The sequence below is a fragment of the Streptomyces sp. NPDC001985 genome (assembly GCF_040296845.1).
Lineage (GTDB): Bacteria > Actinomycetota > Actinomycetes > Streptomycetales > Streptomycetaceae > Streptomyces.
Window position 1 is genome coordinate 18,110 of the sequence record NZ_JBEOYB010000054.1, and the last position, 13,820, is coordinate 31,929.

The window sequence follows — 13,820 nt, forward strand, 5'->3', positions numbered from 1 at the left end:
AGCTGCCTGACCGTCCGGTTGCCCGGCGCGGGGGCGGCAGCCACCCCCGCCCTTGGACGTCACCGTCCGGTCTTGGGGTCGAACGCGTCCCGGACCGAGTCGCCGAGAAGGTTGAACGCGAGGACGAACACCACCATGGCGACGCCCGGGAAGAACATGAACGCCGGGTTCTGCTCGTAGACCTTGCTGCCGATGGCGAACATCCGGCCCCAGTCGGGGGTGGGCTCCACGAAGCCGACACCGACGTAGGAGAGGAAGGCGATGGTCAGGATGGAGCTGGGCAGCATGTAGGTGCCCTGCACCAGAATCGGCGTGACGATATTGGGCAGGATCTCCTTGCGGACGATCCGCCAGCGCGAGGCGCCGGACACCTTGGCCGCCTCGACGAACTCGCGCTCCCGCAGGGAGAGCACGGAGCTGCGCACCAGACGGGCCATGCCCATCCAGCCGAGGAACCACATCACCAGGATGATCGAGACCGCGCGCAGATAGGTCGGGGTCTCGTCGGTGGGCGAGACGAAGAGCGCGGTGACCACCGGCATGAAGGCGATGAAGAAGAGCTGGCTCGGGAAGGCGAGGAAGAAGTCGGTCACCCGGCCGAGCCAGTAGTCGACCCGGCCGCCGAAGTAGCCGCCGACCATGCCGATGACCACACCCGTGAGCACCATGAGCACGGTGATGACCAGGGCCATGTAGAGCGAGGTGCGCATGCCGTAGAGCAGCATGGTGAACACATCGCGGCCCAGCTCGGGTTCCACACCGAACCAGAACTCGCCGGAGACGCCGCCGAAGGACCCGACGGGCATCGAGAAGTCGTCCAGCAGGTCCGGCATCGTGTCCGGGTAGAGCGTGTACGGGTCCTTGCCGTACAGCTTGGAGATCACCGGCGCCAGTGCGGCGATCACGAAGAAGGAGATCACGACGCCCGCGGAGATCAGGCCGACGCGGTCGCGCTTGAAGCGCGCCCACATCAGCTGGCCGGGCGAGCGACCGGTGTGGTTGGTTCCGTCCGCGGCGTCGTTCTTGGTCGCGGTCTCTTTGTCCAAGGCGACTGAGGCGTCCGTGGCCTCGGCCTCGATTGGACTGGTCATGGTGTGTCCATTCACGGGTGTCGGGTGACCCGCGGTCCTGCGCACGGCAGCCATGACGGCCGAGTGGGTGCACTCGTGACGTCAGTCTGCTGCCGGATGACGATTCCCCATCGCCGGCCGTACCCGGAGCGGGTGCGGCCGTACTGCCTCACGTCCGTGGATCATCCACGGGCAGAGCGGCTGGAAAGTGCGTCAATGGGGATAGATTCCACCCTCAGGAGCGCGAGCCGAGCGGTTGACCGGGGCTCAGGATCGGCGGCCTACGTCGGCTGCCTGACCGGATGGAATGCGCTGGAAACCGGCCGTACAAGCCATCTGTGACGACCCGACCCCACTGGCGCTCGTGGCACCGCGCATGGGTTCCTCCTCATGAGTCCACGTGTTCACTGCAAGGCTGGGCACAGGACACCCCCGCCGACACCCCTGACGGCGAAGAGCTGTACCCCGTGTGCTCGTGAGTCGGCGCTCCCCACAGCGCATGACCCGTTGACCCGAGCTCAGTGAAGCCAACTATTGGGTAAGTTCGGGCCGTAAACCACACTTAAAGCATCTCGTTTTGGCAACATCAGTCCAGGCCCAGGGACCACAATCCGGACAAAGGGATCGCAGACAGACACCCCCGAAACGGACTGTTAATGCAGGTTTCCGGTGAGCTACGCCCGATAGTCGGACAGACGGGGTAGGAAAACCGGTTGACGGACGCCGGAGAGCGCGTGGTCCAATCCCACAGCTTCCCACGCGAGGGGCGGACGCAAACGGCCCGGGTGGCCCCTCCTGGAGGGGCCACCCGGGCCGTTTTCGGTCAATCACGCGCCAGGGGCGCGCAGGGGGCCTGTCAGCCGTGCTTGGCGCGGGAGGCGGCGCGGGCGCGCTCCCGGGCGTCCAGGTTCACCTTGCGGATACGGACCGACTCCGGGGTCACCTCGACGCACTCGTCGTCGCGGCAGAACTCCAGCGACTGCTCCAGCGAGAGCTTCCGCGGCGGGACGATCGCCTCGAAGGAGTCGGCGGAGGAGGAGCGCATGTTGGTGAGCTTCTTCTCCTTGGTGATGTTCACGTCCATGTCGTCGGCGCGCGAGTTCTCACCGACGATCATGCCCTCGTAGACCTCGGTGCCGGGCTCGGTGAAGAGCACCCCGCGCTCCTGGAGGTTGGTCATCGCGAAGGCGGTGACGGCGCCGGAGCGGTCGGCGACCAGCGAGCCGTTGTTCCGGGTCTTCAACTCGCCGAACCACGGCTCGTGGCCCTCGTGGATCGAGTGGGCGATACCGGTGCCGCGGGTGTTGGTCAGGAACTCCGTGCGGAAGCCGATGAGGCCGCGGGAGGGGACGACGAACTCCATGCGGACCCAGCCGGAGCCGTGGTTCGACATGTTGTCCATCCGGCCCTTGCGGGTGCCCATGAGCTGCGTGACCGCGCCCATGTGCTCCTCGGGGACATCCACCGTGAGGCGCTCGACCGGCTCGTGGACCTTGCCGTCGACCTGCTTGGTGACCACCTGGGGCTTGCCGATGGTCAGCTCGAAGCCCTCCCGGCGCATCTGCTCGACCAGGATGGCCAGCGCCAGCTCACCGCGGCCCTGCACCTCCCAGGCGTCCGGGCGCTCGGTGTCGAGCACGCGGAGGGAGACATTGCCGACCAGCTCGCGCTCCAGCCGGTCCTTGACCTGGCGGGCGGTGACCTTGCGGTCCTTGACCGCGGACTTGGCGTCCGCGCCCTTGCCGGTGCCGCCGCGGCCGACCAGCGGCGAGGTGTTGGTGCCCACCGTCATGGAGATCGCCGGCTCGTCCACCGTGATCAGCGGCAGCGCGATCGGGTTCTCCGGGTCGGCGAGGGTCTCACCGATCATGATGTCGGGGATACCGGCCACGGCGCAGATGTCGCCCGGGCCCGCCACCTCGGCGGGCTTGCGGGTGAGCGCCTCGGTCATCATCAGCTCGGAGATGCGGACATTGGCCATGGTGCCGTCGCGCTTGATCCACGCGACGGTCTGGCCCTTGCGCAGCTCGCCCTGCTCGACGCGGAGCAGCGCGATGCGGCCCAGGAAGTTGTCGGCGTCCAGGTTGGTGACATGGGCCTGGAGCGGCGCGGACTCGTCGTACTCCGGGGCCGGGACCGTCTGGAGGATGGTGGAGAAGAACGGCTCCAGGCTGTCGCTGTCGGTGGGGACCGTGCCGTCGGCGGGCTTGGTCAGCGAGGCGACGCCGTCCCGCGCGCAGGCGTAGACGATCGGGAACTCGATCTGGTCCTCGTCCGCGTCCAGGTCGAGGAAGAGGTCGTAGGTCTCGTTGACGACCTCGTCGATACGGGAGTCGGGACGGTCCGTCTTGTTGATGCACAGGATGACGGGCATCCGGGCCTGGAGGGCCTTGCGCAGAACGAAGCGGGTCTGGGGCAGCGGGCCCTCGGAGGCGTCGACCAGGAGGACGACCGCGTCCACCATCGACAGACCGCGCTCGACCTCGCCACCGAAGTCGGCGTGGCCGGGGGTGTCGATGATGTTGATCGTGATGGGCGCCCCGCCGGCCTTGGGGTGATACTTCACCGCCGTGTTCTTGGCGAGGATCGTGATGCCCTTCTCACGCTCCAGGTCGTTCGAGTCCATGACCCGGTCATCGACGTGCTGGTGCGCTGCGAAGGCTCCGGCCTGCTTCAGCATGGCGTCGACCAGGGTGGTCTTGCCATGGTCGACGTGGGCGACGATGGCGACGTTACGAATGTCGTGGCGCGTGGGCATGCTGGCTGGCGCTTCTCTCGATCGTGGGATGCGGCGTGGATGCGGCGTTGTTTCCTCGTACGCCCTGCCGGGGCGGACACGCCGCGGCTCTGTCCCATGGTACGGGGCCGCCGCGCGGGGGGCCTCCCGGTCCGGAGGGGGAGACGCGGACCACGGAGTGAGAGGGGTGGGGGGAGCGCGGCCGGCGCGACTGAACACCGGTCAACGGGTGGACATGATCTTGCCCGCCGGGGTGGCCGGCGGGCAAGGGAGTTGAGCGGGTTCTGAGGTTGGCCGGTTACTCCCCGGAGCCGTCGGGGGAGGCGGGTGCGGGGGCGGCGTCCTCGTCGTCCCGGTCGGCCGCCGAGGCGGCGCCCGGTCCGGGGTTCTGGCCGGTCAGGGGCGTCTCGGGACGGTCGTCCCGGCCACCGCCGGCCCTGGCCCCGGCCTTCGCCCGGGTCTTGGGCCGCTCGGCGGTGAGGCCGATGTCCTCGTAGCGGGGGGTGGCGAAGCCGAAGGCCCCGGCATTGCGCACCGCCGGCCGGACGGCGACCAGCTCGGGGCGCTGGTAGAGCGGGATGGACCCGGCCGCGGCCCAGATCCGGGCGTCGGCCCGGCGCACCAGATCACGGGCCTCGTCCTCGTCCAGCTCGGAGGCGGCCTGCTCGAAGAGCTGGTCGATGTAGTCCGTACCGACGCGGGTGTAGTTCTGCTCCACCACCAGGGAGCCGTCGCCGGCCGGCTCGGGCTTGGCGTAGATGGGGCGGGCGTCGGTCGCCGGGTAGGCGGTGGCGGGCCAGGAGTAGAGGGCGAGGTCGTACTGGCCCGAGGCGATGTGCTCCTTGAAGTAGTCCTTGTCGGCGACCTTGGTGATCTCGGTGCTGATGCCGATGCGGTCCAGCATCCGGGCGATCCGGTCGCCGACGGTCCGCAGCGACTCCGAGCCGGGGCCCGACGGGAGGACGAACCGCAGGGAGAGCGGCTTGCCGTCCTTGCCGAGCCGGCCGCCCGCGGCGACCGGGGCGGCGGTGCCCGCCGGGGCGTAGGCGCCGGCCCCCGGGCCCCGGGCGTCCTCGCGCGCCTTCCCGGCGCCGGCGCGGGTGCGCTCGCCGTCACCGTCGGTGGCCGTCCGGGCGTCCCTGGCCCGGGGCTGGACGGCCAGCTCCTGGAAGGTCACGGGGGCGGGGGCCAGGACATGGGTGCCGCCGGAGCCCTCGGCGGCCTTGTCGTCGCCGACGATGTAGAGCCCCTCGCCGGAGGGGGTGTCCAGGGTCTCGTCGCCGTCCGGGGTCTCGTCCCCGTCCGGGCTCTCGGCCTTCCGCTTCCCCGGGTTCTTGCCGTCCGAGCCGTTCGAGCCGTCGGTCTCCCCGGCGGACTCGGCGGACTCATCGGACTCGGCGGACTCATCTGCCTCGTCGGACGGGGACGCCGACGCCTCACCGCCCGCCTTCGCGGGCTGCCGCTTCTTGAGCGCCCCGCCGGGCACCCAGCCCGCGTCCGCGAGCAGGGCCTGTGCCTCCTGGGTGTTCTGCTCGCCGAGCGCCCCGCTGTTGTCGGTGTACGCACGCTGGCCGGCCAGCGCCAGATGGTTGCCCGGCGGGGTCGCGGGCAGTCCGAGCGGGCCCAGCACCGCGTCGGCCAGCTCCTGGCGGTCGAGCGCACGGGCCACGGCCCGGCGCACCCGGTCGTCGGCGAGCGGCCCGGTCTCGCCGTTCAGCGCGAGCTGGGTGAAGGCGGGCTCCAGGGACTTGCGGACCTCCAGGGCGCGCAGTCCCCGCTGCTCCTCGGCGTAGGTGACGATCGCGCGGGCGGCGCGCACCCGTGCGCCCTGCTCCTCCTCGGCCACCTCCTCGTCGGAGCCGTGGGCGAGGGCCCAGGACCTGAGCGCGGCGGAGCCGGTGAGGGTGGAGCCGGGGCCGTGGGCGGGGAGGGCGCCGGGGGCGAGGGCCGGGGGGCCCGCCGCGCCGGCGGAGCCCGCGGCCCCGGCGCTCGACGCGTCCCGGGCGGCCAGGGCGATCCGGTGGGCGGTCGGGCGGTCGACCTCGGCGATGTCGACCTTCCCGGAGGCGAGGGCGGCGGCCCGCTTCTCCCTCGGTACGGCGGTGAGCACCAGGGTGTCCAGCTTGGTCTGCTCCCCCCACCAGCGGGGGTTGCGCTCCAGGGTCGCGGTGCCGGCCTTCCGGTCGAGCCCGCCGAGCCGGAAGGGTCCCGCCGTGGCCTTGAGGGTGGTGCGGGCCCCGTCGTTGAAGGCGTTGGGGGTCCCGGTGACGTCCTTGGGGTAGAGCGGGGTGAAGAGGGAGCGCCAGTCCGCGTAGGGCTTCTTGAAGGTGACCTTGACCTCCAGGTCGTTGGCCCCCTTCTGGATCTCCTCGATCCGGTCGTACCCGGCGTTGCGCGCGGTCCAGTAGGAGCTGTCCCGGCCGCTGAGCGCGCGCCACTGGGAGACGAAGTCGGGTGCCCCGATCTCCCGGCCGTCGCTCCAGACCGCCTTCTGGTTGAGCTTGTAGAGCACGACCTGCTTGGGTTCGCGCTCGACGATCTCGGCGGACTCCAGATAGTCGGGGTTGCGCTGCGGACGGCCGCTCCGGTCGAGGGTGAAGAGCGCGGGGAGCACGGCCCCGGTGATCCGGGTGGTGGCGGTGTCGGCGTCGGCCTGGAAGGTGTTGAGGGTGGTCGGCACCGCGTCGATCGCCCAGCTCAGGGTTCCGCCGTCGGCGACCTTGTCCCGTTTCGCCGCCGCGATGTCCTGGGCGGCGGCCCGCCCGGCGGAGTCGTCGGCCGTGCACCCGGCCAGGGCGGGCAGCGCGAGCGCTCCGCCGGCGAGCAGCGACACTGAGCGGAACGTCCGTGAGGTACGGAATGTCCGTGAGGTCCGGGACATCCGGGTGCCGGCCCTCCCGTTTGGCTCGTCGACCTGGGACATGGGCTCTACCTCTTCATCCTGTTTTACGGAATTTGGGATGATCACACTGGTTCCACCGCACTGAAGTGGAACGAGACCCTCCGTCGGTGCAGACACGGCGGGTCAAGCCCGCGAAGTCACCCGCTCGGCGCAAGAAACAGGCCCATATGTTCCGGTAAAACAGGAGAAACTGCGGTTGCCAAGACCGAACCCACCCGGGAAGCGTCCGGCGCAGGCGATGAGAGCGGATGAGAGGCGATGAGAATCCCGCAGATCCCCTTCACAAGGGAGATGTGAGGCGCGACACTCGCAGGCGCATGAACGACGCCACCCGCACCCCGCGGAAGTGAGGGCAAGTCATGTCCCAGCAGACAGATCTGAACGCGGTTCAGCACCGTCTCGACGAGCTGATCCAGCGTGTCGGAGAGCTGGAACGGACCGTTGACCAGTTGCGGCGCGAAGGGGGCCGGCCGCGTTCCGGCACCCGGCCCGAGCGCACCCCGCCGGACCGCACCCAACTGGTCACCATCCCCGACGCTCCGTACAACACCGCACTGTGGACGGACTCGGACGACGAAGGTCTGGGCGTCCGCGACCGGCACGCTCCCTGATCCGGCCCGGCGACCGCCGGGCCCTAGGAGACCTCGTTGGCCACTGGTACCGAACCACCACCCACCCACTCGGGCGTGCACGGCGCGACCCGCGCCGCCATCAGCCCCCGCCATCTGCGGACGGACCGCTGGTGGCTGGCCCCGGCGCTGACCGCCGGCGGGCTGCTCGCCTTCGTCATCTACTCGACCTGGCGGGCCTTCGCCAACGCCGACTACTACGCGGCCCCCTATGTCTCGCCCTTCTACTCGCCCTGTCTCGCCGAGAACTGCGTGCCGATGAAGGGCGGGCCCAATCTGGAGATCTTCGGCAGCTGGTGGGGGCTCTCCCCCTCGCTGCTGATCCTGATCTTCCCGCTCGGCTTCCGGCTGACCTGCTACTACTACCGCAAGGCCTACTACCGGGGCTTCTGGGCCTCGCCCCCGGCCTGCGCGGTCGCCGAACCGCACCGGACGTACACCGGCGAGACGCGCTTCCCGCTGATTCTCCAGAACATGCACCGGTACTTCTTCTACGCGGCGATCCCGGTCGCCGGCATCCTCACCTATGACGCCGTACTGACCTTCCGCGACGAGCACTACGCCTGGGGGCACATGGGCCTCGGCACGGTGTTCTTCGTGGTGAACGCCGTCCTCATCTGGGCGTACACCCTCTCCTGCCACTCCTGCCGGCATATCGTCGGCGGCCGGCTGAAGCACTTCTCCAGGCATCCGGTGCGCTATCGGCTGTGGGGCTGGGTCGGCAGACTCAACGCCCATCACATGCTGCTGGCGTGGGTGTCGCTGCTGAGCGTCTCGGTCGCGGACATCTATGTCTACCTCCTCGCCTCCGGTGCCTTCGAAGATCCGAGGTTCTTCTGATGACGCAGCTCGAACGGCAGCAGTGGGACGTGGTCGTGGTCGGCGCGGGCGGGGCCGGCCTGCGCGCGGCCATCGAAGCCCGGGAGCGGGGCGCCCGTACCGCGGTGATCTGCAAGTCCCTCTTCGGCAAGGCGCACACCGTGATGGCGGAGGGCGGAATCGCCGCCTCCATGGGCAATGTGAACTCCGGTGACAACTGGCAGGTCCACTTCCGCGACACCATGCGCGGGGGCAAGTTCCTCAACCAGTGGCGGATGGCCGAACTGCACGCGCAGGAGGCCCCGGACCGGGTCTGGGAGCTGGAGACCTGGGGCGCCCTCTTCGACCGCACGGCGGACGGGCGGATCTCCCAGCGGAACTTCGGCGGTCACGAGTACCCCCGGCTGGCCCATGTCGGCGACCGGACGGGCCTGGAGCTGATCCGCACCCTCCAGCAGAAGATCGTCTCGCTCCAGCAGGCGGACCACGCCGAGTACGGCGACTACGAGGCCCGGCTCAAGGTCTTCCAGGAGTGCACCGTCACCCGTGTGCTCAAGGACGGGGAGCGGGTGTCGGGGACCTTCTGCTACGAGCGGGAGTCCGGCCGCTTCTTCGTGCTGGAGGCCCCCGCGGTCGTCCTCGCCACCGGCGGCATCGGGAAGTCCTTCAAGGTGACCTCCAACTCCTGGGAGTACACCGGGGACGGCCACGCGCTGGCGCTCCTCGCGGGCGCGCCGCTGCTCAACATGGAGTTCGTGCAGTTCCACCCGACCGGGATGGTCTGGCCGCCCTCGGTCAAGGGCATCCTCGTCACCGAGTCGGTGCGCGGCGACGGCGGGGTGCTGCGCAACTCCGAGGGCAAGCGGTTCATGTTCGACTACATCCCCGAGGTGTTCAAGGACAAGTACGCGCAGAGCGAGGAGGAGGGCGACCGCTGGTACGAGGACCCGGACCAGAACCGGCGCCCGCCCGAGCTGCTCCCCCGCGACGAGGTGGCCCGTGCCATCAACTCGGAGGTGAAGGCGGGCCGCGGCTCCCCGCACGGCGGGGTCTTCCTCGATGTCTCCACCCGGATGCCCGCCGAGGTCATCCGGCGGCGGCTGCCGTCGATGTACCACCAGTTCAAGGAGCTGGCGGATGTCGACATCACCGCCGAGGCGATGGAGGTCGGCCCCACCTGCCACTACGTCATGGGCGGGATCGCGGTCGAGTCCGACAGCGCCGCCGCGGCCGGGGTCCCCGGGCTCTTCGCCGCCGGTGAGGTCGCCGGCGGTATGCACGGCTCCAACCGGCTGGGCGGCAACTCCCTCTCCGACCTGCTGGTCTTCGGCCGCCGTGCCGGTCTGTACGCGGCCGAACTGGCGCTCGGCACGGTCGACCGGCCACGGGTGAGCGAGGCCGGGATCGACGCGGCGGCAGCCGAGGCGCTCCACCCCTTCAGCGCCCCGGGCCTCGCGGGCGACGATCCGCCGGAGAATCCGTACACCCTCCATCAGGAGCTCCAGCAGACCATGAACGACCTGGTCGGCATCATCCGCCGGGAGGGCGAGATGGCGCAGGCGCTGAAGCGGCTGGCGGGGCTGCGGGCGCGGGCCCGCAGCGCCGGGGTCGAGGGGCACCGGCAGTTCAACCCCGGCTGGCACCTCGCCCTGGACCTGCGGAACATGCTGCTGGTCAGCGAGTGTGTGGCGCGGGCCGCGCTGGAGCGCACGGAGAGCCGGGGCGGTCACACCCGGGAGGACTTCCCCACGATGGAGCGCTCCTGGCGGCCGGCGAATCTGCGCTGCCGGCTGGTCGATCCCACCGGTGAACGGTGGACCGCCGATCCGGCGGCCGGGCAGATCACGCTGGAGCGTGTGGCCACCGATCCGATCCGTCCGGACCTGCTCGCTCTCTTCGAGAAGGAAGAGCTGGTCAAGTACCTCGCCGAAGAGGAGCTCCACACGTGAGTTCGTACCAGGCCGCGTTCAGGGTGTGGCGCGGGGACCAGGAGGGCGGGGAGCTGGCGGACTTCGCCGTCGAGGTCAACGACGGTGAGGTGGTGCTGGACATCATCCACCGCATCCAGGCCACCCAGGCGTCCGATCTCGCGGTCCGCTGGAACTGCAAGGCGGGGAAGTGCGGGTCGTGCAGCGCGGAGATCAACGGGCGGCCGAGGCTGCTGTGCATGACCCGGATGTCCGTCTTCTCCCCGGCGGAGACCATCACGGTCACGCCGCTGCGGGCCTTTCCCGTGGTGCGGGATCTGGTGACGGATGTGACCTTCAACTACACGAAGGCGCGGGAGGTGCCGTCGTTCGTCCCGCCGCCGGGGGTGGCGGCGGGTGAGTACCGGATGCAGCAGGTCGATGTGGACCGCTCCCAGGAGTTCCGCAAGTGCATCGAGTGCTTTCTCTGCCAGGACACCTGTCATGTGGTGCGCGACCACGAGGAGAACAAGGCGGCCTTCGCGGGGCCGCGCTTCCTGATGCGGGTGGCGGAGCTGGACATGCATCCGCTGGACGCGGCGGGGGAGGCGGGGCTGGACCGGAAGCGGACGGCTCAGGAGGAGCACGGGCTGGGGTACTGCAATATCACCAAGTGCTGCACCGAGGTCTGCCCGGAGGGGATCAAGATCACGGATAACGCGCTGATTCCGCTGAAGGAGCGGGCGGTGGACCGGAAGTACGATCCGCTGGTGTGGCTGGGCAGCAAGATCCCGCGCCGCCGTACCTCCTGACCCACCGCGCCGCGAGCGCGGGCGGGCACCCCCAGCGCGGGGGTGCCCGCCCGCCCCCGCACCGGAGGTGGCCCGCACACCCCCGCCCCACCCGACGCACCCCGCGCCCGGCCAAACCCAGCCCGTCCGGCGCTTGAGGACGGACCCTGTGCCCGGGGTGCCCGAGCAAACCCAGCCCACCCGGCGCACCCCCAGCCCGTCTGGGGGCACCTCCCAGAGGCAGCTCTGGGGGAGTTTGAGGACGGACCCTGTGCCACAGGACCCCGCACCCTGCGGGCCACGGTCGGGGGCCAGCCCCCGAACCCCCGCGCCTCAAACGCCGGCGAGGCTGGATGTTGTGCCCCAGCCCGCCGACAGGGCCGGATGTTGCGCCCCAGCCCGCCGGCAAGGCCGGATGTTGTGCCCCAGCCCGCCGGCAAGGCCGGATGTTGTGCCCCAGCCCGCCAGCAGGGCCGGATGTTGTGCCCCAGCCCGCCGGCAGGGCCGGGTCTGCTCCGGTCACCGGCGAGGACGGATTCGCTCAGGTCACACTCGAGGCCGGGAACACTCGGATCACCCCCGAGGACAGGTTCACACGGGCCACCCGCGTGGGCGGATCGCACGAGCCACACACGAGAACAGGTTCACACGGGCCACACGCGAGGCCGGGTTCACACAGACCACACGCGAGGCCGGGTTCGCACGAGCCACCCCGAGCCCAGAAACCCTCGGGCCACCCCGAGCCCAGAAACCCTCGTCCCCCACACAAAACCCAGCTCCCCCAGGTCAGCCTCCGAGGCACCAGCGTCCGGTCGCGAGGGCGAGGAGCGGGACTTAGCCTCCGAGATGTGACGCGAATCGCCACCCCGGTGCTGCTCGCCGCGCTCCTCGCGGCGTGGACACCGACCGCGCCCCGCGCCCCCTCCACCCCCGACGACCCCCCCGCCCCCCTCTCCCGCCAGGGCCAGATCACCGACCGGGTCGACGCCCTCGCCGGGCGCAGGCCCCAGGTGGTCCGCGCACTCGACCGGCTCTGGAGCGACGAGCGGCTTCAGCTCTTCGTCGTCTACGTCCGCGACTTCTCCGGGCGCTCCGCACCCGAGTGGGCCGACGCCACCGCCCGGAAGAACGGCCTGGGCGTCGACGACGTCCTCCTCACGGTCGCCACCCACGACCGGCAGTACACCTACTGGGTGGCCGCCTCCTCCCGGCTGAGCGATCCCCAGCTCACCCGGGTCGCCACCACCGCCATCGAACCCGCGCTGCGGGAGAGCGACTGGGCGGGCGCGGCCATCGGCGCGGCCGACGGCTACGCGGCGGTGCTGAACGGGCGGCCCGTGCCCACCCCCGCGATCACCCCCGGCATCCCCGACCCCGGCGGCGACGGCGCGGGCAGCAGCGCCGGCGACCTGGTCCTCCCCATCGCCGTGGCCGGCGGCGCCGCCGCGCTCGGGGCGTACGCCTGGACCCGGCGCCGGCGGCGCACCGCGACCCGTACCACCCCCGGGGGCGACCGGGCCGGCTGGAGCAGCGGCCCGCCGCCCGAGGTGCCGCTCGCCGAGCTGGACACCCGGGCCCGGCAGGCCCTGGTCGACACCGACGACGCGCTCCGCACCAGCCAGGAGGAGCTGGGCTTCGCCGCCGCCCAGTTCGGCGACAACGCCGCCCGCCCGTTCCACGACGCGGTCGGCTGCGCCAGAACCCAGCTCATGGGCGCCTTCCGGCTGCGCCAGCGGCTCGACGACGCCCACCCGGAGGACGACACGGAGCGCCGGCGGATGCTCGACGAGATCCTCTCCCGGTGTACGGAGGCCAACAGACGGCTCGACGCGGAGTCTGACGCCTTCGACCGGCTGCGCGCCCTGGAGCGGAACGCCCCGGAGGCGCTGGCCTCGGCCCGGCGCGCGTTCGCCGGACTCGACGGCCGGGTGCTCACCGCGGAGGCGACGCTGTCGGTGCTGCGGGACCGGTACGCCGCGTCCGCCGCCGCGCCCGTCGCGGACAGCGCCGTACAGGCCAGGGAGCGGCTGCTGTTCGCCGGGCACAGCCTGGACCGGGCGGACGCGGCGGTCGCGGGCTCCGACAACGGGGCCGCGGCCGTCCAGGTGCGGGCGGCGGAGGGCGCGCTGGCACAGGCGGCCCGGCTGGTGGAGGCCGTGGACCGGCGCGCCCAGGAGCTGGCGGAGGCCGCGGGCCGGCTGCCGGGGGCGCTCACCGAGACGGACAGCGACCTGGCCGAGGCGGGCGGGCTGCTGAAGGGCACGGCCGAGGGGACGCCAACGGCCGGTCTCCAGGGCAGTATCGCGCGGGCCGGGACCGTCGCCGCCGAGGTGCGCGCGGAGCTGGCGGCCGGACCGTACGACCCGATCGACGCGCTGCGGCGGGTCGAGGAGGCGGACGCGGCCCTGGACGAGGCGCTGGCGGGGGCGCGGGAGAACGAGCAGGGCGCTCGGCGGTCCCGGGAGCTGCTCGGCCAGGCGACGCTGGGTGCCCGTTCGGCGATCGGCGCGGCGGCCGACTACATCACCACCCACCGGGGCGCGGTCGGCAGCGAGGCGCGGACCCGGCTGGCGGAGGCCCAGCGGCGGCTGCGGCGCTCGGACGAGCTGGCGGGCGGCCCGGGGGCGGGCCGGACCGACGCCCGGGGCGCGCTGGCCGAGGCACAGCAGGCGGACGCGCTGGCACGGCAGGCACAGCGCCTGGCCGAGGAGGATGTGCGCGGCTTCGGCGGCGGGGGCGGGGGCGGGGGCGGTTTCGGTCCCGGCGGTGCGCGGGGGCCGGGCGGTGGCCTCGGGGGCGCGGTGCTCGGCGGAATCCTCCTCGGCGGCCTCTTCGGCGGCGGTTTCGGCGGCGGGGGCTTCGGCGGCGGTCCCGGGAGCTTCGGCGGCGGCGGGACCCGGGGCCGTATGGGAGGTGGCCGGTTCTGAACCCGGGTCCGGTCCCGGCTCCCGGCGCCCGTCCCCAC

8 protein-coding genes are annotated in these 13,820 nt (G+C 71.6%); 5 read left to right on the forward strand and 3 right to left on the reverse strand.

The features are described 5' to 3' along the window. Positions 1 to 59 precede the first annotated feature (59 nt). The 3 genes from ABT122_RS23300 to ABT122_RS23310 form a co-directional block, all read right to left on the reverse strand. On the reverse strand, positions 60 to 1,091 hold the full coding sequence (locus ABT122_RS23300; protein ID WP_351555466.1) for an ABC transporter permease: 1,032 nt from the start codon (positions 1,089 to 1,091) through the stop codon (positions 60 to 62). Between the two features lie 835 nt (positions 1,092 to 1,926). Next, entirely contained in the window at positions 1,927 to 3,828 is a 1,902-nt protein-coding gene (gene typA / locus ABT122_RS23305) for a translational GTPase TypA (protein ID WP_351555469.1), read from the reverse strand. A gap of 277 nt (positions 3,829 to 4,105) precedes the next feature. Further along, positions 4,106 to 6,730, reverse strand: a complete 2,625-nt coding sequence (locus ABT122_RS23310; RefSeq protein WP_351555472.1) for an ABC transporter family substrate-binding protein — start codon at positions 6,728 to 6,730, stop codon at positions 4,106 to 4,108. A 338-nt stretch (positions 6,731 to 7,068) separates the two neighbouring features. Here ABT122_RS23310 and ABT122_RS23315 point away from each other — a divergent pair, with 338 nt between their 5' ends. The 5 genes from ABT122_RS23315 (at position 7,069) to ABT122_RS23335 (ending at position 13,782) form a co-directional block, all read left to right on the forward strand. Continuing rightward, on the forward strand, positions 7,069 to 7,320 hold the full coding sequence (locus tag ABT122_RS23315; RefSeq protein WP_351555475.1) for an Rv0250c family protein: 252 nt from the start codon (positions 7,069 to 7,071) through the stop codon (positions 7,318 to 7,320). Positions 7,321 to 7,356: 36 nt separating this feature from the next. Then, the gene (sdhC, locus tag ABT122_RS23320) at positions 7,357 to 8,178 is read left to right on the forward strand and encodes a succinate dehydrogenase subunit SdhC (RefSeq protein ID WP_351555478.1); all 822 of its coding nucleotides are present in this window, start codon (positions 7,357 to 7,359) and stop codon (positions 8,176 to 8,178) included. Continuing rightward, the gene (locus ABT122_RS23325) at positions 8,178 to 10,106 is read left to right on the forward strand and encodes a fumarate reductase/succinate dehydrogenase flavoprotein subunit (protein WP_351555481.1); all 1,929 of its coding nucleotides are present in this window, start codon (positions 8,178 to 8,180) and stop codon (positions 10,104 to 10,106) included. The genes sdhC and ABT122_RS23325 overlap by 1 nt, the downstream gene beginning before the upstream one ends. Continuing rightward, positions 10,103 to 10,876: a succinate dehydrogenase/fumarate reductase iron-sulfur subunit gene (locus tag ABT122_RS23330; RefSeq protein ID WP_351555484.1), complete on the forward strand. Its 774-nt coding sequence runs from the start codon at positions 10,103 to 10,105 to the stop codon at positions 10,874 to 10,876. Before ABT122_RS23325 ends, ABT122_RS23330 begins: the two co-directional genes overlap by 4 nt. Positions 10,877 to 11,703: 827 nt before the next feature. Beyond that, positions 11,704 to 13,782, forward strand: a complete 2,079-nt coding sequence (locus tag ABT122_RS23335) for a TPM domain-containing protein (RefSeq protein WP_351555487.1) — start codon at positions 11,704 to 11,706, stop codon at positions 13,780 to 13,782. Positions 13,783 to 13,820: the final 38 nt, after the last annotated feature.

Bases quoted from the DNA above. Each gene is read 5' to 3' on its own strand.
- ABT122_RS23300 (WP_351555466.1), bottom strand. From the start codon at position 1,091: ATGACCAGTCCAATCGAGGCCGAGGCCACGGACGCCTCAGTCGCCTTG.
- typA (WP_351555469.1), bottom strand. From the start codon at position 3,828: ATGCCCACGCGCCACGACATTCGTAACGTCGCCATCGTCGCCCACGTC.
- ABT122_RS23310 (WP_351555472.1), bottom strand. From the start codon at position 6,730: ATGTCCCAGGTCGACGAGCCAAACGGGAGGGCCGGCACCCGGATGTCC.
- ABT122_RS23315 (WP_351555475.1), top strand. From the start codon at position 7,069: ATGTCCCAGCAGACAGATCTGAACGCGGTTCAGCACCGTCTCGACGAG.
- ABT122_RS23325 (WP_351555481.1), top strand. From the start codon at position 8,178: ATGACGCAGCTCGAACGGCAGCAGTGGGACGTGGTCGTGGTCGGCGCG.